This window comes from Rhizobium deserti, from assembly GCF_004358025.1.
Taxonomy (GTDB): domain Bacteria; phylum Pseudomonadota; class Alphaproteobacteria; order Rhizobiales; family Rhizobiaceae; genus Neorhizobium; species Neorhizobium deserti.
Map to the genome: position 1 here is coordinate 35,693 of NZ_SMTL01000009.1, position 25,018 is coordinate 60,710.

General features: G+C 59.4%; 26 protein-coding genes and 3 pseudogenes. 17 read left to right on the forward strand and 12 right to left on the reverse strand.

Translation table 11 applies throughout. The features are described 5' to 3' along the window. Nucleotides 1-28: 28 nt before the first annotated feature. From cas13a to E2F50_RS21775, 4 genes and pseudogenes are all read right to left on the reverse strand, one after another. A complete protein-coding gene (gene cas13a, locus E2F50_RS21760; RefSeq protein ID WP_133318297.1) occupies nt 29-4,300 on the reverse strand; it encodes a type VI-A CRISPR-associated RNA-guided ribonuclease Cas13a in 4,272 nt (1,423 codons plus the stop codon). 310 nt (nt 4,301-4,610) lie between these two features. Continuing rightward, nucleotides 4,611-4,738 (reverse strand): annotated as a pseudogene (locus E2F50_RS23735) (IS110 family transposase); the annotation flags it as partial. 69 nt (nt 4,739-4,807) lie between these two features. Then, nucleotides 4,808-5,443 carry an IS110 family transposase gene (locus E2F50_RS21770; RefSeq protein ID WP_161974306.1) on the reverse strand — a complete coding sequence of 212 codons (636 nt, stop codon included), beginning with the start codon at nt 5,441-5,443 and terminating at the stop codon, nt 4,808-4,810. A 131-nt stretch (nt 5,444-5,574) separates the two neighbouring features. After that, nucleotides 5,575-6,720: a site-specific integrase gene (locus E2F50_RS21775; protein WP_133318300.1), complete on the reverse strand. Its 1,146-nt coding sequence runs from the start codon at nt 6,718-6,720 to the stop codon at nt 5,575-5,577. A gap of 123 nt (nt 6,721-6,843) precedes the next feature. Here E2F50_RS21775 and E2F50_RS21780 point away from each other — a divergent pair, with 123 nt between their 5' ends. Both E2F50_RS21780 and scpB read left to right on the forward strand, forming a co-directional pair. Next, nucleotides 6,844-7,797, forward strand: a complete 954-nt coding sequence (locus tag E2F50_RS21780) for a DUF1403 family protein (RefSeq protein WP_133318301.1) — start codon at nt 6,844-6,846, stop codon at nt 7,795-7,797. Between the two features lie 2 nt (nt 7,798-7,799). Beyond that, entirely contained in the window at nt 7,800-8,483 is a 684-nt protein-coding gene (gene scpB, locus E2F50_RS21785) for an SMC-Scp complex subunit ScpB (protein ID WP_133318302.1), read from the forward strand. Between the two features lie 71 nt (nt 8,484-8,554). Here scpB and E2F50_RS21790 read toward each other — a convergent pair whose 3' ends face one another. Together E2F50_RS21790 and E2F50_RS21795 are read right to left on the reverse strand one after the other, a co-directional pair. After that, the gene (locus tag E2F50_RS21790; protein ID WP_133318303.1) at nt 8,555-9,070 is read right to left on the reverse strand and encodes a hypothetical protein; all 516 of its coding nucleotides are present in this window, start codon (nt 9,068-9,070) and stop codon (nt 8,555-8,557) included. Between the two features lie 245 nt (nt 9,071-9,315). Continuing rightward, nucleotides 9,316-9,768 (reverse strand): annotated as a pseudogene (locus E2F50_RS21795) (helix-turn-helix domain-containing protein); the annotation flags it as partial. A gap of 494 nt (nt 9,769-10,262) precedes the next feature. Here E2F50_RS21795 and E2F50_RS21800 point away from each other — a divergent pair. The 4 genes from E2F50_RS21800 to E2F50_RS21815 all read left to right on the forward strand — a co-directional run bounded on the left by E2F50_RS21800 (nt 10,263) and on the right by E2F50_RS21815 (nt 12,042). Continuing rightward, complete coding sequence (locus E2F50_RS21800; RefSeq protein WP_133318304.1) at nt 10,263-10,751, forward strand: winged helix-turn-helix transcriptional regulator; 489 nt, start codon at nt 10,263-10,265, stop codon at nt 10,749-10,751. An 8-nt stretch (nt 10,752-10,759) separates the two neighbouring features. Further along, on the forward strand, nt 10,760-10,984 hold the full coding sequence (locus tag E2F50_RS21805; protein WP_133318305.1) for a DsbA family protein: 225 nt from the start codon (nt 10,760-10,762) through the stop codon (nt 10,982-10,984). A 78-nt stretch (nt 10,985-11,062) separates the two neighbouring features. After that, nucleotides 11,063-11,347 carry a DsbA family protein gene (locus tag E2F50_RS21810; RefSeq protein WP_281029225.1) on the forward strand — a complete coding sequence of 95 codons (285 nt, stop codon included), beginning with the start codon at nt 11,063-11,065 and terminating at the stop codon, nt 11,345-11,347. Beyond that, nucleotides 11,344-12,042: an SDR family NAD(P)-dependent oxidoreductase gene (locus E2F50_RS21815; protein WP_133318307.1), complete on the forward strand. Its 699-nt coding sequence runs from the start codon at nt 11,344-11,346 to the stop codon at nt 12,040-12,042. The genes E2F50_RS21810 and E2F50_RS21815 overlap by 4 nt, the downstream gene beginning before the upstream one ends. Nucleotides 12,043-12,091: 49 nt before the next feature. On the opposite strand, the gene E2F50_RS23045 is transcribed toward E2F50_RS21815, so the two are convergent. Beyond that, nucleotides 12,092-12,238: a hypothetical protein gene (locus E2F50_RS23045; RefSeq protein ID WP_161974308.1), complete on the reverse strand. Its 147-nt coding sequence runs from the start codon at nt 12,236-12,238 to the stop codon at nt 12,092-12,094. 32 nt (nt 12,239-12,270) lie between these two features. On the opposite strand from E2F50_RS23045, the gene E2F50_RS21820 reads away from it, so the two are divergent. From E2F50_RS21820 to E2F50_RS21840, 5 genes and pseudogenes are all read left to right on the forward strand, one after another. Further along, on the forward strand, nt 12,271-12,654 hold the full coding sequence (locus E2F50_RS21820) for a tautomerase family protein (RefSeq protein ID WP_133318308.1): 384 nt from the start codon (nt 12,271-12,273) through the stop codon (nt 12,652-12,654). A gap of 320 nt (nt 12,655-12,974) precedes the next feature. Beyond that, nucleotides 12,975-13,569, forward strand: a pseudogene (locus tag E2F50_RS21825) (IS66 family transposase); the annotation flags it as partial. 189 nt (nt 13,570-13,758) lie between these two features. After that, complete coding sequence (locus tag E2F50_RS23765) at nt 13,759-13,983, forward strand: LysR substrate-binding domain-containing protein (RefSeq protein WP_483475618.1); 225 nt, start codon at nt 13,759-13,761, stop codon at nt 13,981-13,983. 257 nt (nt 13,984-14,240) lie between these two features. Beyond that, nucleotides 14,241-14,495, forward strand: a complete 255-nt coding sequence (locus E2F50_RS21835) for a type II toxin-antitoxin system Phd/YefM family antitoxin (RefSeq protein ID WP_133318309.1) — start codon at nt 14,241-14,243, stop codon at nt 14,493-14,495. Further along, entirely contained in the window at nt 14,492-14,914 is a 423-nt protein-coding gene (locus E2F50_RS21840) for a type II toxin-antitoxin system VapC family toxin (RefSeq protein ID WP_133318310.1), read from the forward strand. The genes E2F50_RS21835 and E2F50_RS21840 overlap by 4 nt, the downstream gene beginning before the upstream one ends. A 317-nt stretch (nt 14,915-15,231) precedes the next feature. Here E2F50_RS21840 and E2F50_RS21845 read toward each other — a convergent pair whose 3' ends face one another. The 4 genes from E2F50_RS21845 to E2F50_RS21860 all read right to left on the reverse strand — a co-directional run bounded on the left by E2F50_RS21845 (nt 15,232) and on the right by E2F50_RS21860 (nt 19,289). Further along, nucleotides 15,232-15,900, reverse strand: coding sequence for a response regulator transcription factor (locus tag E2F50_RS21845; protein ID WP_133318311.1), 669 nt, complete (start codon nt 15,898-15,900; stop codon nt 15,232-15,234). 30 nt (nt 15,901-15,930) lie between these two features. Further along, on the reverse strand, nt 15,931-16,299 hold the full coding sequence (locus tag E2F50_RS21850) for a response regulator transcription factor (protein ID WP_245515540.1): 369 nt from the start codon (nt 16,297-16,299) through the stop codon (nt 15,931-15,933). Nucleotides 16,300-16,369: 70 nt separating this feature from the next. After that, a complete protein-coding gene (locus tag E2F50_RS21855; protein WP_245515542.1) occupies nt 16,370-18,253 on the reverse strand; it encodes a PAS domain-containing sensor histidine kinase in 1,884 nt (627 codons plus the stop codon). Between the two features lie 157 nt (nt 18,254-18,410). Next, nucleotides 18,411-19,289 carry a helix-turn-helix transcriptional regulator gene (locus E2F50_RS21860; RefSeq protein ID WP_133318314.1) on the reverse strand — a complete coding sequence of 293 codons (879 nt, stop codon included), beginning with the start codon at nt 19,287-19,289 and terminating at the stop codon, nt 18,411-18,413. A gap of 376 nt (nt 19,290-19,665) precedes the next feature. On the opposite strand from E2F50_RS21860, the gene E2F50_RS21865 reads away from it, so the two are divergent. Further along, nucleotides 19,666-20,703, forward strand: coding sequence for an alpha/beta hydrolase (locus E2F50_RS21865; RefSeq protein ID WP_133318315.1), 1,038 nt, complete (start codon nt 19,666-19,668; stop codon nt 20,701-20,703). A 50-nt stretch (nt 20,704-20,753) separates the two neighbouring features. On the opposite strand, the gene E2F50_RS21870 is transcribed toward E2F50_RS21865, so the two are convergent. Continuing rightward, nucleotides 20,754-21,656 (reverse strand): LysR family transcriptional regulator, encoded by a 903-nt coding sequence (locus tag E2F50_RS21870; protein WP_133318316.1) that lies wholly within the window; start codon nt 21,654-21,656, stop codon nt 20,754-20,756. 123 nt (nt 21,657-21,779) lie between these two features. On the opposite strand from E2F50_RS21870, the gene E2F50_RS21875 reads away from it, so the two are divergent. The 5 genes from E2F50_RS21875 to E2F50_RS21895 all read left to right on the forward strand — a co-directional run bounded on the left by E2F50_RS21875 (nt 21,780) and on the right by E2F50_RS21895 (nt 24,899). Continuing rightward, a complete protein-coding gene (locus E2F50_RS21875; protein ID WP_133318317.1) occupies nt 21,780-22,517 on the forward strand; it encodes an SDR family oxidoreductase in 738 nt (245 codons plus the stop codon). Between the two features lie 46 nt (nt 22,518-22,563). Then, nucleotides 22,564-23,460, forward strand: coding sequence for an SDR family oxidoreductase (locus E2F50_RS21880; RefSeq protein WP_133318318.1), 897 nt, complete (start codon nt 22,564-22,566; stop codon nt 23,458-23,460). Between the two features lie 93 nt (nt 23,461-23,553). Continuing rightward, on the forward strand, nt 23,554-24,105 hold the full coding sequence (locus E2F50_RS21885) for an SDR family NAD(P)-dependent oxidoreductase (RefSeq protein WP_133318319.1): 552 nt from the start codon (nt 23,554-23,556) through the stop codon (nt 24,103-24,105). Beyond that, nucleotides 24,066-24,452: a Rossmann-fold NAD(P)-binding domain-containing protein gene (locus E2F50_RS21890; RefSeq protein WP_133318320.1), complete on the forward strand. Its 387-nt coding sequence runs from the start codon at nt 24,066-24,068 to the stop codon at nt 24,450-24,452. The genes E2F50_RS21885 and E2F50_RS21890 overlap by 40 nt, the downstream gene beginning before the upstream one ends. A gap of 33 nt (nt 24,453-24,485) precedes the next feature. Continuing rightward, on the forward strand, nt 24,486-24,899 hold the full coding sequence (locus E2F50_RS21895) for an SOS response-associated peptidase family protein (RefSeq protein ID WP_133318321.1): 414 nt from the start codon (nt 24,486-24,488) through the stop codon (nt 24,897-24,899). Nucleotides 24,900-25,018 lie beyond the last annotated feature (119 nt).

Genomic DNA, 25,018 nt, shown 5'->3' on the forward strand with positions numbered 1-25,018 from the left:
CGAAATAAGCTTTAGATTACAATTGTTTTCACGAATCTGAAGCAGATTTGCCGCTCCCGAACAGTCTCGTTGGTGTCTTACGCAGCAAGCACAGTTTCGAGACGTGCTCCGGATAGGCAAGCAGCTTGCCGGTTGCCGTGTCGACCAGATATCCGGAATTGCCGAAATCGAACAATGCACGCGTCATGGAGAGCCGTCTTGGAGAAACCACCGGAAGGCTGAAGGTAGGTCTGGATCCGTCTTCAAAACGAATGAAATCGAGATGGGAATGGAATGCCGGTGTCAGCACTGCATTCAGCAAACGGTCCCGGTTGAAGGTCCAGGAAAGGCCCATCCCTTGCTTTTGAGCAATGTCGGCAATTGCTTTCGGAACAGCGTTTTTAAACTTTCGATCATAGCTCATCAATGCGCGCACCGCATTTATCACATATGTCAGATTGAGACTTCTTCTGCCGGAGTGCTTTCCCGGCTTCCTCAGGTCCGGCTGAAAGTCCAGCACATTGAAATGGGCCAGATCGTTGCGGATCCGTGAAACTTCAAACCTGTGGCCAACATTCGGCTTCAACTCCGTTTTGCCCTGCCGCTGAAGCTCCGGGTTAAGACGCAGCTGTCGCGCAACATCCAGCGTGTGTTCTGTGCGATGCCTTTCATTATCTCTTGGCAAACCAAAGAAACGCTGTAACCACGGCTGTTCCGCGCATCTCGCAAAAACAAGAAAATCGGACCGTCTGTGCATGCCGACAAACCCTGATTGTCTCCAATAGACCTGAAATGCCTCTTCCTTCCCTGGATCCTTCACGAAAACGTCACCCTTGCCGCTGCTGACGAACTCGAGATGCGGATGATGATCAAAGGCCAGAGCCAGAAGCAGGCAATCGCGATCTCGCTCCCAGATCGCCGTGAAATCCGCCAGTCTTCCCAGAATGCTTATCAAAAGATGATGGGTATTGGCAAAGTCGCTCAGGCGAGCGGCCGCGATGTCGAAATTGTAGCCGGCCACCTCTGCAGCCGCCTCCCGATATTTTTCAACATCCTGGCGAAGCAGCACCTCGTTACAAGGCTTTTCCTTCCATGCAGTCTGCAGTTTTGCATGCAGGTTCTGTTTTGCGATGAAAGGAGCCAGTTCTCCATCCTTGACGAAGTTTTTCAGGGCACGAGCTTCCTGCTGCGTGACCTGGTGTTTCGTGAAGGTACTTTTCAGCACGTTCAGCGTCCCCAGCCGCGCCAATTGCTGCAGCCCGCTGATCGTGCCGGGGAGCATGAGTGTTTCCTCCGCTTCAGCCGTTGCAAACAGCTCATCGAACACATTGCCATCCGAAAAGAACTGTTTGGCGATAGCGAATTCCTCGCCTGAGAACCCGGCGGCATGCACACGAGTATACAGGCCCATGACGCGGTCCAGGGCACGCAGGCTGTCTGCCTTGTCTTCATTAGCCTGCATGATGGCAAACATCTGGTCTCGCGCAGGCATTTCCTTGATTGCAGCGTTTTCGCCATTGCTGCTCGCAGGTACCCCTCCAGTGGGACGAGCGGCCGGGAACAGGATCGCGCGCTCGCGTTTGGCTTTCTCTTCCAGAATTTTCGTCTTGCGGAACTGGTGCTGCAGCAGCGCAATCTGGTCTGCCGGAACGAGATAGAGCCATGCATAAAACTGGCGGAGCCATGATGGCTGCTGGCCGGGATCGCGGGTGACTTCGGCGACGGCAACTTTTGTCGCTTCCGATCCCGCAGGCTCGGCCATGGACCATACCCAGCCGAAGTGATTCTCCTGAATGAACTGCGCAAAGAGATAGGCATAGACTTCGCATCGAAAACCTTGCAGTGCGCCGGTTTCGCCACTCTGCTGAGACCTGTCCGGCACGTAGGGGTTCGACGGGGGATGGGTGGGCGAGACAGGCTTGTCCGATGTCTGTGCCGGCTCGGTCAGGGTGTCATCGAGCTCACGTTCCTGGGAGGAAAGGGCCTCTGCCGTGAACGCTTCTTCAAGTTCGGCGATGGTGGTGGCCTTCCCCAGCAGTGTGTCGGCCAGAAGCTCGTCATCTGCAAGGACACGCTTTGTCTGTTTGAGATAGCTCTCTCGCCTTGCTCGCTTATTTTTGAGGATTTCCTTGAAGACTTTCACCGAAGCTTCTTCGGATTTTTCGATTTGCTCAAGCCAGTTTGGGAACGCGCGATTGTAGAGCAGGCGAAGAATGCCTATCCTGTCGTGATTGACGCTGCCATGGTCTTTCGAAAGGTCATGCAGTTGCAGTGCCGAGAACTGCTGCAGCAGATCGGGGACCAAATCTGCCGCGTCGTTTGACGCCAAATCCTTCCCCTTCTGTATCAGTGTCATGAACTTTGGCGTCACGCGATCGTCGGAGGCAGGAAGTCGGCCCAATGTTAGAAGGTTTGCGCTCCTCATCTCCGTCGGCACATGGTGATGGAATCGAAGCGCTGTAAGGGTCTGGGAAAGGATCTGTGCGTCAAGTTTCAGATCGTAGTCGAGAAGGCTTTCAAGTCTCATCAGAGCCGGGCTGTCGACAATCGAGCCATCGCGATCTGAAAAGGGCTTCCGGTCCCCCTTGTTCGCCGGCGCGCGCAAAAGACCGTTCTCCAGTGCGCTCAAGAACCTCTTCTTGGTGTTGAAGTGATAACTGCGGTTGCGCACCAGGGCCGCGAGGCGTAGCAGCCCCCACAGGACTTCCTTGTCCTGTTCGCTGCCATCGAACAAAACGTCCGTTCGGCTGCGTGATTTCCGTGCCTCCTGAACTGAGGTCGAATCGAAAGCGAACTCATAGACGCGGGATCCAAAGATAAGCCGCGCGTGGGGTATGATCTTGTGCAGCGGCGTGTGCAGAAGTGCACCCGCTGCCGTATCTCGTTCCGACAGGTCTCTGCTTGCCTCCTTCGATGCGACCGGTCTGTCACCCGTGCCAAAAGCCTTCGCCTGTTGATCCAGACCCTCCTCAAGCCAGGTTGCGTGGGTCCGCATCGAAAACGCGACAGCATTTCGCAATATGCGGACAAAGGCTTCGTTTCGCTTGATGTCCGACTGACCGACGCTGGTGGTGTAATAATTCATCGCCTCATGGACCAGGGCGTTGAAATTGCTTCCACCATAGCCGGCAGAAAGATCAATGGAGTGCGCAATGATCTTGCCAAGTCTGACTTTGCGATTGAGGCGGCTTGCATTACGCTTGCCGACAACTCGGTCAAGAAGCTCCTCGCTGTTCTTTGGCAGAAGAAAGCGAAGCTTATTGGTGTCATCGCTCCTTAAGGCTTCTAGCAAACGTCGGCTGCCTGCTAGCGTCCGATAAAAATGCCGAATCCGGTTATGGAGGTTCCAAAGCTCCTGCCGTTTTTCGTCCGGAATCTTTGAATCCTGCAAAACCTTACCAAAATGTTCGTAAAGCGCCGCTCCAATGCGCTGTTTTGGTTTCCCGGCCTTTGGCTCGTTCTTAAAGCCAGACGCAATCTGTCGAGCGACGTCGCCGTACTGGAAATACAGCTCTTCAAGCTCTTCTGACCAATTCTTGTATCGTTCAAACCTATCGCAATCGCGTGGGTCTGTTGCATCCAGCGTGATGATCTCCCCACGCTTGTTCATGAAGCCGTAACCAGAAGGATGTCTTTGGCTTTCTCGCTCATCGCCCTGGATCGTCAGTTCCTGAAAGAGAAGATGTTCGTGGATTTTGCTCGCCGCCTCTCGGTAGGCATCCATCGTCGATGCTCCGACGGGGACGCCGAATACCGAAGTCCAGCGTGTCGTCGACATCGCCAGATCAGGCTCTTTGCATGGGGTGCCCTGAGTTTGGTTGATCTCCTCGGCGTTCCCATCTGTCTCTGGTTTCTGCCAGTTGACTTCGTGACGCGCGTAAGGATGCACCTTGGTCTGCCAGCGCGTCAGATACTGTTTGTAAATGGGATCATCGGGCGTAGAGTCTTCGAATTGAAGCTCGGCAAACAGGTCCCAGAGGCAAGTCCCGAGATGCGTTCGAGCGACGTAGGAAGGCATGTCTAGAAGCCTCAGATTGCGGGGCTTTTTTAGAGCCTTGTCCAGCCACTGGATGTATTGCCGCAGCGCGAGATCACGATCCCGTTCCAGTTGATCGGGGAGCGATCGGCTGTCCCAGATTTTTTCTGATAAGCTGCGAGCTCCTCCGCTGGAGGCTGCTTTCGTCTTGAGCAGCAAACCGCGCGACGGTAGCTGTCTGAGGGAAGGGTCCTTCTCGTGTGCCGGGTCTGAGAGATCCTTATGTGACTGACGCCGCCCCTCGAACCTCGTGTAACTCGTCCCCTTTGACCTCAAAATGCGCATTTTTGCTCCTCAAAGCTTTGGCAAGATCAGGCAAGAATTCAGCACATGGTTGTGTTGCATGGCAACCTATTTCGGGCAGGGCTTTCGACGACGGTCTGCATACTCTTATGCGCGGGTTGTTTCCCGCGTTTCCGTAGGTTCGTGTGGGGCTGCCTCCGTCTACGCTCGGACATGAGCTTAGCGCTTGCCACGGGTATTTTGTCGAGATTTCCCACCGGGGCTCTGCCTCCAAGTTATACACCAGCAGATGTATGCGAGTGCTGATTAGCTGCTTCCTTTCATGTGTCGAGTTTGGCGTTGATCATCATGCTCATGCGGCGGGAGCGACCTCTTGACCGATAGCCCACAGGGACGCCGCCGTTCCCGAGCAATCGCGATGATGGCGACTGCCTTGAGCTTTCCCGCGCTGATAAGCTGACGGTAGCGTGCGCATAGGGTCGCCGACTGCTGCCATGAAGCTAAGGGCCCTAACATATCCGACGCCTGGAACACTCATGAGGCGGGTGGTTATGGCGTCTTAGTTGGCGGACCTTCGCACCCGTCGATCAAGCTCGAGGAACGTGTCTCCAGGAGCGTCCGCCTGGCCTCTAGCACCGGCAAAAGCGCATGGCTCAGCGCTGGGTCGTTTTCGATCGTGCCGCGAACGGCCTCTTCGAACGCACCGCCCCTGAGGCGTATGGGCAGCTTGACCCCGAAGACCTTGAGCAGTCCAGGAATTTCATTTTCGAGGTCGAGGCACTTTCGCTGCATCACCTTCCGGCTTGTGAGATGTGCCCTGGTGTAGTGTCTTTCGACGCTCTTCACATGCACCCGGCTGTACCACCCCGATTGAAGCAGTTGGGCGATGCCACGCGCGTCGTTCTTGTCCGTCTTATTCCGCATGGCCGAAAGAGCAGCATTGACCTGCCGCGCTTCCATGCACACGACATCGAAGCCTGGCTCCGTCAGACCGTAGGTCAGGTGTTGTGTGAGCGTACCAGCTTCGAGCCCCACTTGATGGATAGGTTGGCCGAACTCATTGAAGCAGCGCACAATATCAGGCACGTCCGATGGGACTGAGCGCTCAAGCCTGACTTTCCCAGCCTCGTCGATAATGCAGATTGCCACTGAGCGCAGTGACACGTCCAAAGCAGCATAGAACATCGTCATCTCCCTTCATCTCGGTTGCACCGGGATCGTACTAGGAGCTTGCCTCATGTGGGACCGCCCGATTACGCATGCTTAGGGCCGAGACCGAAATTCGATGGCTGGCCGAACTTAGTGACAATTCGCGGTCAAAGCCCTGCCGCTTTGGTGAGGTTTACCCGAAACCGGTCCCGCCGCCGCTGATAGCGCCTGGTCATTTCTGCGGAAGCGTGACCCAGCTGTTTCTGGACGTAACGCTCATCGACCTCGGCGGATGATGCGAGACCCGCGCGCAGCGAGTGGCCAGAGAACTTGAACGCCCGCTCAATCTCGCTTAGATCGCCGCGAACACCGGCATCCATGGCGGTGCGTTTCACGAGCCGAGCGACCTCCTTGTCGTTCAGTCGCTCCGACCCGACAGCTTTCCCTTGCCCCGTCACGCGGCGAAACAGGGGGCCATGAGCCAGCTTGGCGAACTTGATCCAGGTCTCGATTGCGGCGACCGGGCAGGTCGCATCGGCCGAGCCGCGGCCGACCTCAACCTCGCGCCACCCAGTTTTACCGCGCAGGGTCATAAGCATGCCCTTGTCTAGGATCTCGATCCAACCGCGGCCATCTTCGGTTTGATCTGCTTTGAGGTCGAGGCCGACGATCTCGGAGCGCCGCAGCCCGCCGGCATAGCCGATCAGCAGCATAGCCCGATCGCGCAAGCCGCGCAGGGTGCCACGATCCAAGGTTTCGATCATGGCAATGATGTCCTCTGCCATGACCGCTTCCTTCTGAACGGGAGGGCGCGCATGGCTGTTGCGGATGCCAGACAGCACGGTGGCGATATGCCGGTCTCTTCGGTCGAGCGACAGACCGCGCTGGGCATAGTTCCACGACAGCGACGAGAGGCGTCGTTCGATGGTCGAGACAGAGTTGGCCTTGGCGCCCGACCCAGTCGTGCCCGAGGCACTGCCGGAGGCACAGGCGGTGATGTAAAGGCCGACTGTCTGCGGATGCGGCGGGAGGGGGGTAAGACCGGAGCGCCGGCACCAGGCGGCAAAATGCTTCCAGTCGGCGGCATAAGCTTTGCGGGTATTGGCGGAGCTGGCGGCTTCGACATAGCCACGGGCGCGCTCAGTGAGGCTGGTGAGATGAGCTGGTGTCTGCCCCTCTGCGGTAGGGGAGGGGAGGGGGCTATCACCCGACACCTCCGGCGCGGGAACATCACCGCGGGAAGCCATGCTGTGAGGCGGCGCTGAGGTCTTCACGACGTCATTTTCGGTGTTTCGCTCGTTGATTTGGGCCATTTCTATATAATGAGGATTATGTCCGATAATGCAACATTATCGGACATAATTGACGCTGGACGGGCGGTGCAGTTGATAGCGACTTAGCTAGCATAAACTGCGCACCTGATTTACGGTTGCGGCATGGATTCGTTCACGCTCTCCGCTCCAACCACCGCTGCCTGGCCACCCCGCCTGCCGGCCTGGGCGCTCTCGCGCGGCCGCGACTTCAGCGAATCCGACGCCGCCTTCGCCGCCGGTATCGCGCTGAAATCGCTTGACGATCTAATCCGCGCCGACCCGCCGTGGATTGGCTGTTGGCGCGATCGCCTCGCCCTCACATCGGCCGCCGTCGTCGCAAAAAAGCTAGGCCGCAGCGAGGAAGAACCCGCCATCCGCGACGCCGTTTTGCTGACTGTCCCTGGTGATAATACGGGGCCGGCCGGAAAGCTGTTTCTGGCAACTAGAATGCTGACGCACCGATCCGGGCCCGTCACCACCTCATTCGTCAAAGAGGTCGCGGATCTTTTCGGTCTTCGATGGGACGATGGTCTTGCCTCGGTCCCCGATCTCGTCGATACCGCCACCCAATCCGGGCGAGCGGCACCCCTCGCGCTAGCCGATTTGATATCTGCCATCACGACCGTTCGCCCGGATGCCGAAGTGCTGGTGCTTGGGCTGGCGGAGATGGTGCTGGCGCATAAGCTGAAATGGCCAAAACCTGTACCACTGCTATTGCCTGAACGCTATGGGCCGGCATTTCGCATGCTCGGCGGCAGAGGCCGCGTCCGCCCAGGAGAGCCGGCCTATGCGAAGGCGATCTGCCTGGCATTGGTCGACGGCGTCGACGCAGCACTGCGCTCGGCGGCCGGGATTGACCGCCGCTCCGCCCGGCTGCTGGCCGTCGTGCCGAAGTTGCGCACCAAGGGCGCGGAGCCTGTCATTCGCAAGCTGCTCAACGAGGACGCAGTTCCGGCCTCGGCGCCCGGCAGCAAGCTGTCGCGCTGGGCCGCCAACCGGCTGTTCGAGCGGCTCGAAAGCTTTGAGGCGGTGCGCGAGCTTTCCGGCCGCTCCTCCTTCCGGATCTTTGGACTGTGACGATGGCCGGATCAATTGCAGCTAGATCAAGCCGCAGCAAGACGAACGTCCGGGACGAAGGTCCCTTTGACCGGGAGCTTGAAGACCTGCCGGCGGAGATGAGGTGGCGGGAATGGATGATGCGCGTCGAGGCGGTGATCTTTGCATCAACAGAGCCGGTTTCCCGCGAGACGCTGGCACGGGTGGTCGGCAAGGACTGCAGCATCGATCTGCTGATCGACGATCTCATCGAGGAGCTACGAGACCGGCCTTACGAGCTGGTGTCGGTTGCCAGTGGCTGGCAGCACCGAACGCGTTCGCGGTTTGCCGAGACGATCCGGGCTTCTTCCGCGCCGACGCGGGGAGGGGCTGCGGCCCTGTCGGAGTTCGAGGCGATGGTGCTGATGGCGGTAGGATATTTCCAGCCGGTCACACGCGGCGAGCTGTCAAAGATCTTTGGCAGGGAGGTCAGCCGCGACACGATCGGTAACTTGCGCGGCGCGGGGTTCATCGGCTCCGGGCCGCGTAGTCCGACGCCTGGGGCGCCCTATACCTATGTGACGACCAAACACTTCCTCTCAGCATTCGGGATGGAGACACTGCGGGATCTGCCGGATGTCGAGGCTCTCGAGGATGCGGGATTGCTCAGTCGGCGAGCTGTTCAGAGTGAGCCGCTTTCGGCCGAAGTGGAGAGCGAGGAGGAGTAAGCGGAAGGCGCCACTCGGCCCGAACCGGACGACGAAGAATGATGTTGTAAAGGGTAGGAAATGGATCGTCTTCACTTTGCGAGCGGAGTCACTCGGACGTCTGTCATGCCGTCCGAAAGCGGAATGATTCGGACAGTGTAGGCGTATGCCTCTGTGGGAAATGACATGAACTCGTTGACCACCACGCCGCATGGTCGAGCGTTTGCAATGCAGGTAGCGGACACGGTGTATTTTGCTCCTTTTAAGGAAAGAGATGCTGCGTCGATCGACGCTCCGCTAAAACCATTGGCAGTCAGAGTCGCGGCAATCTCGCCGGAGCCGAGATTGTTAAAGACTCTGCTTAGGCAGACCTTGATGGCGGTACGGCTGCCTAATTCCGCCCAGCGGAGAACTCGCTGGATAGGATCGGCCAAGCACGCGGAGCTATCGGGCCACTGTTTGATGGCCCAGATGAGGGACATCGGAAGGGTCCCAATCGGGTCACTACTCGTAAATGTGCCGATTTTGGTACGGATCCCCTGCACCCGGTTCTCTTCAGAAGCCTCATTGTAGGAGCGGAGAAATGCATCCAGGCCGCCAATGAACATGAGTAAGGCAGCGCCCAAGCACCACAGCGCATAACGCGGTATTGCTCTCTGAACCCGCCTGATCATCACGATCTCAGTGTCACCAACTGAAATAACTCCTGCCTAAAGGCACCTAAACCAACCATAAATCGTTCTGATCGAGGCACCCAATATAGCGTACAGCTTATCCTTCTTCCTCAAGATAGCTGAATATCTCAGAGGCGCGATGTCAGCTTGTGGCGTCAAGCAAAAACGGCTCTTGGCCTATGCGGCAGATCGAACACGAAAAAGCGCGCCTTCTGCTCGACGCCGCCGATCACCACCGTCGCCTCACCGAAATCGGCCTGCGCATGGCCGGGAGGATGCGACAGCGGCACGAACACTTCCTGGCGGCGCTGATCCCGCTCACGCATGTAATCCTTGATGATCGTGTAGCCGCCGGTGAATCTGCACTCGTCACGCAGACGGTCGAACACTCGCTTGGCCGTATGGCGCTGCTTGCGCGGCACCTTCATATCCTCTTCCAACCAATGCTCGATCGTCGAAACGAACGCATCCAGCTTCGGCCGCCGGATCGGCAATTGCCGCTGATAGCCGGGCGTTGTCGAATACGACAACATCTTCGCGACGCTGTCGCGCGATATGTTGAAATGCCTTGCTGCCTGACGCTGCGTCATCCCTTCGGAAACAGCCAGGCCAACCCTCAAATAAAGTTCCACGGTGTAGATCCCCTGTCCCTCCTGCGCTCATTGCAGAAAGGAAATAGGTGGCCGGATTTTACTCCGCCCGCGGCTGGATTATTCCGCCGCTACCGTGGCCGACTTTTGCACCGCCGCTCTCACTAGCCTGCGCCGCCTCTCAGGCGTCCGCCAGGTAGCGAGCGTCGCGGGCTTTCAGCTCCAGGCCCTTCCACGCCGTGGGATGCTGCTGCCATTATCGCATTCCTGCCATCTGGCCTGGCATTTGCCAGCCTTGCATTTCGTACACACCATGCATATAACTTCAATTATTGAAGTAACCAGGATGCTCTGACGTCGGGTGCTCGAAAGCGGTGGAGATTGCGATGCGCTGGTTCGATAGGTTGCGGGACTTGGAGCGTGGGATGGAGGACATCGCTGATCCCCGCGGCAGCGAGGTGCGTGATCTTCGTGAAAGCGCGCGGTCTGCAGACGCAAGCGTCGGCCCAAACCGCTCCATTCAAGGTAGCTGAGCAATGAAACCGAAGTCGTTCATAGGGATGCGCTGTTCGATTGCCGGCGCGCTGGAACTGATTGGTGATCGCTGGGCGCTGCTTATAATCCGCGACCTTTCGCTGGGTTTGAGCCGTTACGACGATCTTCGCGCGAGCACAGGCATTCCCGCCGCGACGCTCGCCGCTCGCCTCAAGCATCTGTGCGTGTCCGGTATTGTCGAGCGCGTGCGCTACCAGGAACGCCCAGCCCGCGATGAGTACCGCCTGACGCCCAAGGGGCATGACCTGTGGAAGGTCAACGTTGCGCTGCGCGAATGGGGTGATCGCTGGGATGCCAGCGGCTTCGGCCAGCCGACGACAGAGATGGTCGATCGCCAAAATGGCAGGCCGCTGATCCTCGCACTTGTTGACGCCGCAACGGGCGAGGCGGTGCCACGCGAACGCTCCCGGCTTCGCGCGGGGCCCGGTGCCACCGACACCACGCGCCGTCTTCTCGAAGCCGACATGTGAGCCAACGTATGACCCAGCCAATCGAATTCTTCTACAATTTCTGCAGCTCTTACAGCTATCTCGCCTTCACTCAGCTGCGCGAGATGGACGTCGACATAGCGCTCAGACCAATGAAGCTCTCGACCGTGATGGAAAAGGTAGGCAACGTGCCGGCGTCGCTCACTTGCCCGGCCAAGGGGGTTACGCCCGAGAGGATTTGGCCCTTTGGGCGCAGCGGTACGCGTCATGCTTAACCCGGCGAACATGCGCGAGGTCTCCGGCGACGCCTGCTCGCGCGCCGTACTGGCATCTCGCCTGCAGAAGCGGCAGCGATAACCTTGGCACTGTACCGAGCATGCTGGAGCGAGGGGAACACGCTCGCCACAAAGGTCGCCATTCTAGCCGCAATCACGGCGGCAGGCCTCGACCCCAGCGCGATCGCGGAGCGGATCGACGCGCCCGATGTGATCAGGCAGCTCGATGCGAATACCGACGAAGCCTGCGAGCGCGGCGTGTTTGGCTCGCCAACAGTCTTTGTCGGCGACACGATGTTCTTCGGCAACGACCGGCTCGATTTCATTCGCGAGGAACTCGCGCATCTGGAGGAAGCAGCATGACCGATACGACCAAGCCGCTAGCGCTGGTGACTGGAGTGGGGCCGGGAACCGGCGCCGCCCTGGTGCGGCGCTTTGTCGAGGGCGGATACCGTGTGGCGATGCTGGCGCGCGATGCCGACCGGCTCGCAGCGCTGGAGCAAGAGATCCCCGACACAATCGCGGTGGCGTGCGATGCCAGCGACGCGGCCGCGCTTGAGCGAGCAGTGGCTGACGTCGGATTGCCGAAGGTCGTCGTCCATAATGCAGTCGGCGGTGCGTTAGGCACGTTCATGGACATCGAGCCCGAGACGCTACAGCGGAACTTCGACATCAATACGATGGCGCTCTTCCACCTTGCCCGGCTGACCTCGCCGGCAATGGTCGATGCGGGCGAAGGCGCACTGATCGTCACCGGCAACACGTCTGCCCAGCGCGGCAAGGCGGGGTTCGCCGGCTTTGCACCGACCAAGGCGGCGCAACGCATCCTGGCGGAGTCGCTGGCGCGCGACCTGGGACCAAAGGGCGTCCATGTCGCCTATCTCATCATCGACGCGGCGATCGACGTGCCGTGGCAGCGCGAACTTCAGCCTACCAAGCCGGATGACTTCTTCATCTCGCCGAAGTCGATCGCGGCCGAAGTGTTCCACCTTGCGCACCAGCCGCGAGACGCATGGTCGTTCCTCGCCGAGGTCCGCCCGTTCCATGAACCTTGGTGAGCGCAGTGGCTGACGAGAAAGGCATCAGCTCCGATGGCCGGGCACAGCTTCAGGTGATGCTGGGTGGAGGTTTGAAGGCGCCGATCGGGCGATGCTTGGCTTCGAGCTGGTCGAAGTCGAGCGCGGACGAGTGGTGTTCGAGGGTACCGCCGCGGGCAGCCGGACCGCCGGCTGATTGCACGGCCGCCCAAGTCACATATTTCCTGACCTTAAACGGAGAAAGCTTCGATGCCGTATGTTCGCCTGTCGCTATTGCGTGGTAAGTCCGACGAGTATCTCAAGAACGTTTCTGACGCGATCTATGATGCGTTGGTCGAGTCGTATGAGATGGCGGAAAATGATCGGTTCCAGATCATCAATCAGCTTGAACCAAACGAGTTGATCTTCGACCGAAATTACTTCGGTGGTCCGCGATCGGACGATTTCATGGTGATGACCATCACCGCGGGGAAAGACCGCACGATCGCTGTCAAGAAGGCATTCTATAAGCGTGTCGTGGCTTTGCTTCACGAGCGAGCGGGCGTGCGTCCCGAAGATGTCTTCATTATGCTGGAGACGAACCCCCTCGAGAATTTCTCATTCAGCAGCGGAATGTCGTTGATCCCGGATTGAGAGGCATCGCGCAAGGGCGTGTGGCGGGACCAAATATGACATCACAGGTCTTTGATTAAATCATCGTCGGCGCAGGATCTGCAGGTTGCGTTCTGAACCGCCCGACAGCAGATCCAGCTGCAAGGTGCTTCTCATCGAAGCCGGCGGCTGGAACTGGGACTTGTGGAACAGATCGCATTGGGATGTGAATCGGCGTCGAGTCGGTACCGCTGCTGTCATCGGCACAACTATTTGGGACAACTGCAGTTACGCCATATTGGTGGGTCCCGAGGCTGGCATCTGGGGCGCCATCCGCCATCCGCCATCATGGTCTGGTCGACATCCGCCATCATGGTCTGGTCGGCAATGCGGTGATCGTCTCCGAAGATGCCGGACAGTTCCGCGTCGGCACTCATGCGCTGCGCTGGGTCCATGCAGAGCGGCTGCTGCACAAACTGATGCCGGCGACGCCCGGCCAGGTGAAACAGGTCGGAACCCTGCGCGAGCTGATCTGGCACTTCTACAAGGCCCTGAAAATCTATCGGCGAAGTCCTGATCCGCGTGCGGTCCATGGGTTCGAGACCCGGTTTGATCGAATTTTTTCAATTCGCACCGGTTATGCGGATCTCGACAAACTGCTGTTTCGGCTCAGGCGCCGCAAGGCGAAGTTGCTGCGGGTTCTGGAACGCCCCGAAATCCCGCTCCACACCAATGCGTCGGAAAGAGATCTGCGCGGCTTTGTCATCAAAGCGAAAGATTTCCGGGGGCACGGTCAGCCGCAACGGGCGGCAGGCGCGCGACAGCATGCTCGGCCTGATGAAGACCTGCCAGAAGCTCGGCCTGTCGTTCTGGCACTATCTCGGCGATCGGCTGGGGATCAGCACATCGCGCCCAGCCATTCCTCCGCTGGCCACCATGATCGTTGCCAGGTCCTGAGCGCATCACCGACGTTCTGGTTTTGGGAAGGACACGACCTTGCCGTCGTCGGACGGATCTCACCCTCCGGGCGCGGCGCGAGGACATATCCAATTAGTCCTGACCGACAGATCGCCTCTCACTCAGAGCCACGAGTTCGCTGATGTCGGGAACCATACCTGGCGGCTCGCCGATCTAGGCGCGAAGCATATGCTGCTCAAGGAAGGCATTGGCTGGGGCAATATGCCTGAACCAATGGTGAGAGATGATATAGAGACAGGGCGCCTGGTGCACCTTGATCTTCCTGACTGCAAGGGCGGTCCTTACCGACTTCAGGCTGTTTACCGAACGGACACACCTCCAGGACCGGCCGCCCGCTTTCTGATCGACCACTTCCAGAGCCAGGACGTTGATGTTCCAATAGCGGCCGGCTAGACCCTCGGAAAACATGCCTGCATGTTTCATGATCACGATCCGCCGGACCACGACGGTGGGGAGGTGTGCAACACTGCGCCCACCACGACGTTCCCGCAATACCGCAATATCAAGCGCTTAGCGGATCTGAAGAGTGGGACGAAGGTCGTATCCCTTCAAGAGCTTAATAGCCTTGGAGGGCCATACAGTGCCGAGAAGGCATTGCGTAGTGCGACTGTGGGCGCTATATGCAGGTATGTTCCTACATGGAGGCACATATGGCGACTACCAGCTTAACCAGCCGCGAGTTAAATCACGACGTCGGCAGAGCAAAAAAGGCTGCTGAAGCAGGACCTGTCGTTATCACTGATCGAGGCAGGCCGTCGCACGTGTTGATGACATACGGTGAGTTTGAACGCCTGACAGGCAAGCGTCGTAATCTTGTCGATGCGCTCTCGATGCCCGGATTATCGAATTTCGATTTTGATCCGCCTCGATCGATCATTGCAACTCGCGAAGTTGATCTGTCTTGAGATATTTGCTCGATACAAACGTTGTCTCTGAGCTCCGGAAGGTAGGCGATGGTAAAGCTGATCCGAATGTCACGGCTTGGATAGGTGCGCAGGATTCCCGTGATCTGTATATTTCTGCCATAACAATTTTAGAGCTTGAGCGCGGGATACTCAGCATCCATCGGCGTGACATCGAACAAGGTTCTCGCCTACGAGGCTGGATGGATAGCCGAGTTCGCCCCGAGTTCGCTGAGCGCATCATCTCTATCAATGAAGCAATTGCGACGCGATGTGCCCACTTGCATATTCCGGATCGACGCAATGAAGCTGATGCACTCATCGCTGCCACGGCGATCGTGCACGGGTTAGCGGTCGTCACAAGGAACATTCAGGATTTCCAGCGAACCGGCGTCGTCCTCGTGGACCCATGGCGTGCCTGAGAACAGGCACGCAGGGCGCCTCGAAAATGTCTTTTGCTAGTTCGGCAGGGTAGTTGAGCTCTTCGCAGTATAGAGTCGACAGTTCGAAACCTATAAGGCGAGGAGACCTGAACAGATAGTTTTTTGGTCCTTGATCAGCACCATGCTGATAACCTGAATTGCCTGTGCGACCATTTTTGCAAGTATAGAACTCATCCCGTCGCTGCCGGCGGGAGCGCGACTTTAGATTCTCGTCGCCCTAACGAGGTGGCGCGTTAGCTACTGCGGATATATGTCAAAATGCACGGCAGTATTGTGCTTCCGGCCCGCAGCAGCGCTTAAACGGCTCGGTATCCAAGCCCGTGGTTGTAGCGACTGACGGCCTCCCGGACGCCAAGAACCTCTGCCATTCGAACCAGGTCCGCGACGGAGTCGCCCTTCATCTTTTTGACCATGTTGCCGCGATGTATCTTAACCGTGATCTCGCTAATCTTTAGCCGTCCGGCGATCTGCTTGTTCATCAGGCCCGCCGTCACGAGGCCGAATAGTTCGCGCTCACGGGGAGTGAGGCTCTCATACCGGTCTTGGACGCTTGTCAGCGCTGCCATTTCTCGCCGGCGCGCGCTATTACTTGCCACGGCTTCTTCGATGGCGGTGAGCATGGCATCCTCGTCGAACGGTTTGGTCAAGAAGGTGATCGCCCCCGCCTTCATCCCCCGCACCGTCATGGGCACATCGCCGAAGCCGCTGATGAGTATGACCGGTACGGCGGTTGAGTTCTCCCGAAGTGCTTCCTGAAAATCGAGGCCATTCGCGCCTCCCAGGTTGATATCAAGGATGAGGCACGCCGCGCTGTCGGCCCCATCGCAGGCCAGGAACTCCTCCGGGTCGGCGAAAGAGCGCACATTATAGTTGGCCGAACGCAGCAGCACTTCCAGCGAATCCCGGACGTCCTCATCGTCATCAAGCACGCAGATTAGGCTGCTGCCAGTGCCACTTTCCATCATCGTTCGCCTCGTCCTTTCTGCGCGTCTTGGCTACGAGCTGAGCAGCGCTTCTACCTTTTCAAGAAGGGTCTCGGGATCAGTCGGCTTTGCGACGAAGGATGACACACCCTGCGTCTCCGCCCGTTCCCGCGCCTCGGCGCTCGGGTAGGCTGTCATGAGAATGACGGGAACTTCGCTACCCAGGCGCCTGAGTTCGCGATGAAGCTCTAATCCGTCCATGCCCGGCATGGTTAGGTCGGTGATTAGGCACCGCATCGTCGGCAGGTTTGGCCAAGCGAGAAGATCTTCAGCATTGCGGAACTTGGCGACCTTTACGCCGGCCGAGCGAAAGAAGGTGCCGATGCTTTCGCGCACTTCATCATCGTCATCGACGACACAGATCACAGCTTCAGGCGACACGTATTGCTCCTCAACGGTCCTTTCGTCTTCGAACCCATAAAAGATCATTCACGTCGCCATCGATATCATATCAAGATATGGGTTCGAGTGTTTTCGCCGCCTGCGGCACACCGATCGGGAGCGTGAAGGATACCGTTGCGCCGAACACCTCATTGTTCGCCGCGCTTATACGCCCGCCCTGATGCTCAATGATCGAGCGACAGATCGACAACCCGATCCCCATGCCGTCCGGTTTGGTCGTGTAAAATGGCTCGAACATCCTGGCTTCACCGCCCATTGGGAAACCGGTCCCGCAGTCGGCTACCGCCACCCGCACCATTCCGTCCGGCGTGACGGTGGTGTCAATACACAACTCCCGCGCACGATTGTCCACCTCGCGCATGGCTTGGATGGCGTTCATGAGCAGGTTTACAAGCACCTGTTGCACCTGGACGCGATCGGCGACAACATTCGGCAGGTCGCCGGAGGACCGCTGCCGCAATCTTACGCTTTGCGCGCGTGCCTCGCTCTTGATCAACGCTATTGCGTCCTCGATCAGGTCGGAGAGATTGATCGGGTCGGCTTGCGGGGCGGCCTTACGCGCCAGCTTGCGGACCCGATCGACCACTTGAGCGGCCCGCGTGCCGTTGGAGATCATCTTGTCGACGCAGGATCCCACGTCCTCCAGGTCCGGTTGAGGACGGCGAAGAAAGCGTTTGGCGGACTTGCCGTAGTTGATAATGGCGGCCAGCGGCTGATTGACCTCATGCGCGATTGAGGCGGCAAGCTGACCGAGCATGGAGACACGCGCAGCATGCGCCAACTCGGCGGAAACCTGCTCGTATCGGGTCCGGGCCTCGTTGCGCTCGGTGACGTCGAACGCCATCACGAGGACATGGGACCAGTTCTGCCCACCAGGCAAGATCGTGACTCGGAGGACAACGTCGGCGACGCGTTCGCCGAACGTTTGCATTCGCACTTCGGTCTCCGCCATTGTCTCTCCAGCGGCCAGCGCCACGATGACGTCGGAAAGAGCGCTCGCGCCTCTCGGCAGATAGCGTCCGCACAGGTTAGACCCTACCAGTGTCTCGCGCGCGTCGGCTTCGAACAGGTCCACCGCCGCGGGGTTAGCGTCGCGGATTACCGCGGCCGCGACCGCCTGCTGGGTGATCTCGGGATGACTCTCCAGCCACGTGGCGAGCTGCTGTCCATCCGGGACGCTCGCGAGCGCGACACGCATGGTTTCCGACCAATCCGATTCCCAAGTTGCGAAGCCGGCGGAGTCGAAGATAGTGCGATACTTGCGCTCAGAGGCCAGCGACTGCTCATCGGCCCGGCGCTTCTCCGTCAAATCCGCACTGGACTCGATCGTGCCGATGGAACGCCCGTCGGGGTCGCGGCGTCGCAGCCACCGGCTGGCCAGAACGAGGGGCGTGCCGTCTCGCCGGGTCCGGACGACCTCGCCCGACCACTGACCTATCTCATCCATGACTGTCGCGATCTCTTGCGCGGGGAACCGGCACTGGAGCAGTTCGCCGCAGTTCCGGCCAAGCGCCTCGCCGCGCGACCAGCCATAGAGCTTCTCCGCACCGTCATTCCAGTAGACGATCACGTCGTTCGAATCGCGGATGATGACGGTGTCGTGCGACAGTTCCAGAATGCGCGCCTGCTCACCCAATGTGGTTCGGGAGGATCGGTCGCGCATTGACATCAGTGTCGTAATCGCGATCGCAACTAGGCTGACGACGAAGCGCGACGCGGCGCCGTCAGACGCGTTGGTCAGATGCCCGAACGCGAAGGCGAAGACCGTGAGCAGCGCGGTAATTAGCCCGCTCGCCATCACGGCGCGGCGGCCGGATGGAGCCAGCAGCAGGATCACGCCGATGTAGAGAACGGCGATCGCTCCATCGAATGGCGTGAAGACGTCGATGGCAAAGATGCTGGCGGTGAGACAGATAGCGAGCGCGATCAACACCGCGCTCCGACGCCTTCGGGGCTCAAATGGGGCCAGTTCATAACCTTTGTGCGTATGCATCCGCGTCTGACGCCTCCGCATACACTTCTAATCTTGCAAACGCCTCTCTGTCGCTCGCGAGCTTGCTCTGGATGTACGCGCAATTGCTGCCGGCGGGTCACCGAATGCTCCTGCGGTACTCCCTCGGCGACAGCCCGAACATCCTGCGGAATGCCGTCGCGAAGTGCGTCGGGTTTTCATAGCCGCACGCGAATGCGATGACAGTTATGGTATCGCGGGTCGAGGACAGCAGACGGCGCCCTTCCTCCATTCGGTATCGGTTCAACCGCTGTGCAGGCGTTTCGCCGTAGCGCCGCTTGAATGAGCGCAAGAGATGGAATTTGCTAAGGCCAGCCGCCCCGGCGAGTTGGTCCAGCGTGACCTGCCTGTCCAGGCTCTCACGCAGCTGGCCATCGACAATGATCAGCCGACGGTCGTCGACAGAGGTGTGGGCCGGCGGATGCCTTCCCGCATGGAACTGCAGCAGGTGGCTGGCGAGGAAAGTCACGGCGGACTCGGCATACAGCTCCGACGTTCTGATCTCTGCCGCTCGGCGCAGGCCCAGCATGACGCCTGCTACCACTGGGTCGGGACGGAGAAGCTGGTTCGGCAGACGGGCGTTTGCGGCGCGCGTCGGATCGAGATGGACGACGTCCGCCAGTATTGCAGAGGAGAGGTGAAGCTGGAGCGTCTGCAGTCCGCGGCCCTTATGCCAGCGCAGTTGAACCTCCTCGTTGGGAGCGGTCATGCCTATATCGCCCAACCCATAGCGCGACTGATGCCATCGGCCCGCATATCGCCCTTCGATATGGCAACTTCCGTTCGTGACCAGGACGATCAGTTGGTCGGTGGTCGGCGCCGTGACCAGGTCATCGACCTCCTCCGGCTCGTCATAGGCGCGCAATAGCATCGATCGCCAACCCGTGCGCCAACTACAAAGGCCAAGGGATCCCTTCAGGCGCTCATGCGCGCCCAGGCTTGTCGATGCGATCGTCACCTTATCTCCTGCAAGTGCATCCGCTGTCCTTCATATCGTTGGCCGAAACGGTCCATGAATGGGAGCGCCTCCCACGCAATAAGCATAAACGCCATTTCATTCATGGCGAAGTCGTTTTGACTATTCGCGCCTATAGGCGGGGGGATATCATACTCAGGTATGAACCTGCAGCTCACACCTGAGCGTATCTGGTTCGACGTCATGATCTCGGTAGTCTACCGCGCGGCGGCGCCGATTAACACCTTCGCATGAATTCCGCCGAGCCGGCCTTCGATCATAGCTTACTGGAAGTCGCCGAGATGTCCGCAAGACACGTCTCGATGATTGTCGGGCCAATGCCCGGCCATTCTTGAACTGTAGTGTCGGAGAACAGGACATGAAGCGCCTCAACCAGATTTCAGCCCTCTTGATCGGAGCAACAATGATGACCCAGACTGCCTTTGCACAAACCGCCGATCCTAAAACGGATCCAAACCTCGATCCGAAGGTCCGTGCCTTCCTTGCCGAGGCCAACAAAGATCCAAGCCCGTTCTGGGAACTTCCGCAGCCGCAGCCGCAAGATGTGCTGACGGATCTCCAGAACAAGACCCCGGTCGACATGTCGGGCGTGACGACGACGACGCGCACGATCACTCAGGACGGGCGTACTGTGAAGATCTACATCATGAAGCCCGACCATGTCGTCGGCAAGCCGGGTGTCGTGCTGTTCATCCACGGCGGTGTATGGATCATCGGCAACTTCGAGAACCACAAACGGCTGCTGCGCGACATCGTCGTCGGCTCGGGCCAGGTCGGCGTCTTCGTCGAATATACCCCGCTTCCGGCGGCCAAGTTTCCGACCCAGCTCGATGAAAGCTATGCTGTGCTCGACTGGGTGTCGAAGCACGCCGACGAGTTCGGCGCAGACGGCAGCCGCATCGCGGTGGCTGGCAATTCGGTCGGCGGCAACATGACCGCGGCGATCTCGCTGATGGCAAAGGATCGGAGCGGCCCGAAGATCAGCTACCAAGTGCTGCTGATCCCCGCGACCGATGCCAGCGTCGACACGGCCTCCTACCGCGAATTTTCCAGCGGCTTCTTCCTCGCGCGCGCCTTCATGAAGTACGGCTGGGATCTGTACGCGCCGGACGCCAAGACCCGCGACAACCCCTATGTCTCGCCGTTGCGCGCCAGTGACGACGAACTGAAGGGTCTCCCGCCGGCGCTCGTCGTCACGGCGGAGAACGACCCGTTGCGCGACGAAGGCGAGGCTTATGCACATCGCCTGATGATGGCCGGCGTGGACGTCGCAGCCGTTCGTTACAATGGCACAATCCACGATTTCGTAGCGCTCAACGCCCTGCGTAACGTGCCGTCCACCATCGGCGCGCTGCAGCAGATCTCGGACGGTATCCGCAGTCACATCGGGCGCTGACGACGCGAGGGGCCGGCCATGGGGTCGGCCCCTCCGCCTGGCAGTATGCTTCAGCCCGTGATCTCGCGGACGAACTCCAGAAAAGCCTGAACTTTCGCCGGCACGATGGAGGAGGCATGATGATACGCATAGAGCGGAAAGGTCTCATCGGACCATTCGGAGAGGAGCGGCACCAGACGCCGCTGCGCGATGATGTCTTTGGCATAGAGCTCGAGGAGCTGAGCGATACCTGCACCGCCAAGGCAAGCGCCGAGCAGGGATCCGGTGTCATTGACCACGAGCGATCCGTTCGCCGCGACGGGAATGACACGCTGGCCCCGCTGAAACTCCCATTCGTAAGGGCGCCCCGTGACCTCATTGCGGATCAAAAGGCAGCGGTGCCCGTCTTGCAGGTCCTTCGGGCTCTTTGGCTCGCCATGGCGACTGACGTAGGACGGCGAGGCGCAGGTCACGACGCGCGTCCTGAGCAGCAGCCGCGCCTTCAGCGACGAGGATTCTGGTTCGCCGAACCGCACGGCGACGTCGAACCCGTCCCCAACTAAGTCGCCCATCCGATCGCGTACGCCGACATCCACGGTCAACTCGGAAAACCGCTCCAGGAACTCGCCTATTCTTGGCGACAGCAGGTGATGACCGAATGTCCCGTCCACGTTGACGCGAAGGCGGCCGCGAACCTCCGAGCGGGTTCCAGCCGCCCGCACAGCGGCATCCTCGATGCCCGCCAGAAGGGGCGCAACGGCTTCATAGAAACTGCGTCCCTCGTCCGTCAGAGAGATCGCACGGGCTGTGCGGTTGAAGATCCGGATACCCACGCGCTCCTCCAGCCGCGCCACGGCGCGGCTGATCGCTGGCTGCGTTAGACCCATCGCCTCACCGGCCCCTGCGAAGCTCCCAGCCTCGACCACGGCGGACACCACACCGATACCACTCAGCAAGCGGCTGTCGAACGTCATTGAGCCATACTTTCAGTCATGCACATACTGAAACCTATGTATTATTTTAATGGAAGGAAATCTCCTAAATTACTTCCTGTAGCAGCCGAAATCGCTCGGCGGCGTGAGAAACAGGAGCAAGACATGAGCAAGAATGACAAGGTTGCGCTAATCACGGGTTCGTCACGCGGGATCGGCGCGGAGATCGCGCTGCGCCTAGCGGCGGACGGTTTCAAGGTGGTTGTGAACTACGCCGGCAACGTCGGCCCCGCCCATGAAGTTGCCGACAAGATCAAGTCAGCAGGCGGCGAGGCCATCGTCGTCCAGGCAGATGTCGCCGATCCCGCCGCCGTCATCGCCATGTTCGATACCGTCGACAAGCAGTTCGGTGGTCTGGACGTGGTCGTCAATTCCGCCGGCGTGCTGAAGCTCGCCAAGATCACAGAGTATGACGACGCGACCTTCGACCAGAGCATGGCGATCAACGTCAAGGGCACGTTCAACGTCTGCCGAGAGGCGGCCAAGCGTGTGCGTAAGGGCGGCCGCATCATAAACCTTTCGACCAGCGTCCTTGGCATGCGGATGCCGACTTATGGTGTCTATGTGGCCACAAAGGCAGCCGTTGAAGCTCTGACCCAGGTTCTGGCGCAAGAACTGCGCGGCCGCGAGATCACCGTCAACGCCGTCGCCCCAGGGCCTGTCGCCACCGAGCTGTTCCTCGAGGGAAAGACCCCGGAACTGATCGATCGCATCGCCAAGTTGAACCCGCTGGAGCGTCTCGGCCAGACCAACGACATCGCGCCGGTGGTCGCCTTCATCGCCGGCCCCGAGGGCGGCTGGATCAACGGCCAGGTCGTGCGCGCCAACGGCGGCATGTGCTGAGGCGATCCGTTTAGCGGGTTTTATTTCCATCGCCAGGAGATTTACAATGAAGGAAGTTATTCTCGTTACGGGCGCATCCAGCGGCTTCGGCCTGCTCTCCGCCCAGGCCCTCGCGAAGGAGGGCCACACCGTTTATGCCTCGATGCGCGAAACGACGGGCCGAAATGCGCCGCAAGTCGCGTCCGTCGCTGCATGGGCGAAGCAGCATGGTGTCGATCTTCGCACGGTTGAACTGGACGTCAGCAATGACGCCTCGGTGACCTCCGGGGTGGAAAAGGTGATTGCAGACGCTGGCCGCCTCGACACCATCGTCCACAATGCCGGCCATATGGTCTTCGGACCGGCGGAGGCATTCAGCCCGGAACAGTATGCGCAGCTTTACGACATCAACGTGCTGTCGACGCAACGCGTAAACCGGGCAGCGCTTCCGTACCTGCGCAAGCAAGGCCGTGGGCTGCTGGTCTGGGTATCGTCCTCTTCAGCTCGGGGCGGCACACCGCCCTTCCTGGCGCCGTATTTCGCGGCCAAGGCGGCGATGGACAGCCTTGCCGTTTCCTACGCAGCCGAGGTCGCGCTCTTCGGGATCGAGACTTCGATCGTCGTCCCGGGCGCCTTCACCAAGGGCACCAACCACTTCGCGCATGCCGGCTCGCCGGCCGATAAGGAACTGGCGGCGGCCTATGAGAGCGGCCCCTATGCGGGCGTTGCGGATCAGGCGCTGAAAGGCCTCGCCGCCCTCGAGCCGGCCGATGCGGACGCGGGAGCGGTTGCGGTGGCGATCGCCGACCTCGTCAATCTCCCGTTCGGGAAGCGGCCGTATCGCGTCTTCATCGACCCGTCACAGGACGGCGCCGAGGAAGTGTTCCGGGTCGGCGACCGTGTCCGCCGCGAGATGTTCCAGAACATCGGTCTGAAGGACCTTCTGGCCCCTCGCCAGAACTGAAATGCCAACCGGGAGAGCCTAAAGGCGCCGCTGCCAGCTGCTCTCCTCCAGCATCGATCATCGCGCGGCTGCGCCTTCATCAGGAGAAATCAAATGACCGACAAGAAGATCATTGTTATCACCGGGGCAGGCTCGGGTTTTGGCAAGCTCGCCGCCGTCGAACTAGCCCGGGCCGGGCACAAGGTTTACGCCTCGATGCGCGACCTCGCCGGCCACAGCAAGGACAAGGTGGAAGATATCCGCTCGATCGCCAGCAGCGAGGGCATCGAGCTGCACCCGCTCCAACTGGACGTACGTGAGGAGCCAAGCTGTCGCTCTGCTGCCGACTTTGTCCTTGCTGTGGATGGCCGGATCGACGTCGTCATCAATAATGCGGCGATGATGATGGCAGGCCTCACCGAGTCATTCCGCCCGGAACAGCTTGCGCAAATTCTCGATCTCAACGCGATCTCCTGGCTGCGGGTGAACCGCGCCTTCCTTCCGGCGATGCGTCGCCAGAACAAAGGGCTGCTCCTCTACGTCGGCAGCGGTATCACTCAGATCCCGGATCCCTTTACCGGCCCTATGCGGCCAGCAAGGCGGCGGGAGACGTTCTCGCCCAAATCATGGGCCTTGAGAACAGCCGCTACAACATCGAGACCGTGATCTGCATGCCTGGCGCCTATACCTCGGGAACTGACCATTTCAAGCATGCGGTCGCCGCCGCCGATCCGACGGTCGCGGACCAGTATGATAAACTTGTCGGACTTGCGCAGGAACTCGCCGACAAGCTGGACGCCACCAACGTTCCCGGCGCACGTACCGACGCCAAGGAAGTAGCCGAGAAGATCGCGGAGGTCGTAGATATGCCCCACGGTACTCGGCCGTTTCGCTTCGAAGTCGATCTGCAGCAGCGTCAGGCGATGGCGGTGGCGGAAAAGGCGAATGAACTGCGCCGGATTTTCTTCGACCGCCTCGGGGTCTCGGATCTGATTAGTGTTTCTCAGACCTAAAGTCGCCCTGTTGCACGCTGCAGTTCAGCGCGCATGGTGAACGAGCACGTCATCCATTCGAAAGAACAATGGCGGTGTCTGATCCCCGTCACGGGTTTTGCCGAAGCCGAGGGAGAAAAGGGCAGGATGACGAAGACCTGGTTCTCTTTGAAAGACCAGCCGATCTTCGCCTGGGCAGGACTGTGGCGTATCAGCAACGAATGGGGTCCGGTCTATTCCGGGATCATGACGGATGCCAACGAAGCGATCCAACCGGTGCACAATCGCATGCCTGTACTGCTGCATTCAGACGAGTACGAACAGTGGCTTCACGGTAGCTTCGAAGATGCACTTGCATTCCAGAAGCGTACATTTCTGCCCGAGTTGGTGACGATGGAGCGGACAAACGAGCTACGAAAAAGAAAGCGCCACTCGAGTCGCCATTGCTGCTTTGACCCAGACTGCTGAACTGTCACCCAGTTGGCAGAGGCAGTGTTTCTCGCTGTGCACGGCCTGTCTTCCTACGTTTGCAAGCTAACCGAAGCCCTTTCAACAGGTCAATGGTTCGAGTTGGCTCAAGAGCTAAG

What these genes read in the sequence shown, in the direction of transcription:
- cas13a (WP_133318297.1), bottom strand. Translation starts at nt 4,300, where the DNA reads ATGCGCATTTTGAGGTCAAAGGGGACGAGTTACACGAGGTTCGAGGGG.
- E2F50_RS21770 (WP_161974306.1), bottom strand. Translation starts at nt 5,443, where the DNA reads ATGTTCTATGCTGCTTTGGACGTGTCACTGCGCTCAGTGGCAATCTGC.
- E2F50_RS21775 (WP_133318300.1), bottom strand. Translation starts at nt 6,720, where the DNA reads ATGGCCCAAATCAACGAGCGAAACACCGAAAATGACGTCGTGAAGACC.
- E2F50_RS21780 (WP_133318301.1), top strand. Translation starts at nt 6,844, where the DNA reads ATGGATTCGTTCACGCTCTCCGCTCCAACCACCGCTGCCTGGCCACCC.
- scpB (WP_133318302.1), top strand. Translation starts at nt 7,800, where the DNA reads ATGGCCGGATCAATTGCAGCTAGATCAAGCCGCAGCAAGACGAACGTC.
- E2F50_RS21790 (WP_133318303.1), bottom strand. Translation starts at nt 9,070, where the DNA reads ATGTTCATTGGCGGCCTGGATGCATTTCTCCGCTCCTACAATGAGGCT.
- E2F50_RS21800 (WP_133318304.1), top strand. Translation starts at nt 10,263, where the DNA reads ATGAAACCGAAGTCGTTCATAGGGATGCGCTGTTCGATTGCCGGCGCG.
- E2F50_RS21805 (WP_133318305.1), top strand. Translation starts at nt 10,760, where the DNA reads ATGACCCAGCCAATCGAATTCTTCTACAATTTCTGCAGCTCTTACAGC.
- E2F50_RS21815 (WP_133318307.1), top strand. Translation starts at nt 11,344, where the DNA reads ATGACCGATACGACCAAGCCGCTAGCGCTGGTGACTGGAGTGGGGCCG.
- E2F50_RS21820 (WP_133318308.1), top strand. Translation starts at nt 12,271, where the DNA reads ATGCCGTATGTTCGCCTGTCGCTATTGCGTGGTAAGTCCGACGAGTAT.
- E2F50_RS23765 (WP_483475618.1), top strand. Translation starts at nt 13,759, where the DNA reads ATGCTGCTCAAGGAAGGCATTGGCTGGGGCAATATGCCTGAACCAATG.
- E2F50_RS21835 (WP_133318309.1), top strand. Translation starts at nt 14,241, where the DNA reads ATGGCGACTACCAGCTTAACCAGCCGCGAGTTAAATCACGACGTCGGC.
- E2F50_RS21845 (WP_133318311.1), bottom strand. Translation starts at nt 15,900, where the DNA reads ATGATGGAAAGTGGCACTGGCAGCAGCCTAATCTGCGTGCTTGATGAC.
- E2F50_RS21865 (WP_133318315.1), top strand. Translation starts at nt 19,666, where the DNA reads ATGAAGCGCCTCAACCAGATTTCAGCCCTCTTGATCGGAGCAACAATG.
- E2F50_RS21870 (WP_133318316.1), bottom strand. Translation starts at nt 21,656, where the DNA reads ATGACGTTCGACAGCCGCTTGCTGAGTGGTATCGGTGTGGTGTCCGCC.
- E2F50_RS21875 (WP_133318317.1), top strand. Translation starts at nt 21,780, where the DNA reads ATGAGCAAGAATGACAAGGTTGCGCTAATCACGGGTTCGTCACGCGGG.
- E2F50_RS21880 (WP_133318318.1), top strand. Translation starts at nt 22,564, where the DNA reads ATGAAGGAAGTTATTCTCGTTACGGGCGCATCCAGCGGCTTCGGCCTG.
- E2F50_RS21885 (WP_133318319.1), top strand. Translation starts at nt 23,554, where the DNA reads ATGACCGACAAGAAGATCATTGTTATCACCGGGGCAGGCTCGGGTTTT.
- E2F50_RS21890 (WP_133318320.1), top strand. Translation starts at nt 24,066, where the DNA reads ATGGGCCTTGAGAACAGCCGCTACAACATCGAGACCGTGATCTGCATG.
- E2F50_RS21895 (WP_133318321.1), top strand. Translation starts at nt 24,486, where the DNA reads ATGGTGAACGAGCACGTCATCCATTCGAAAGAACAATGGCGGTGTCTG.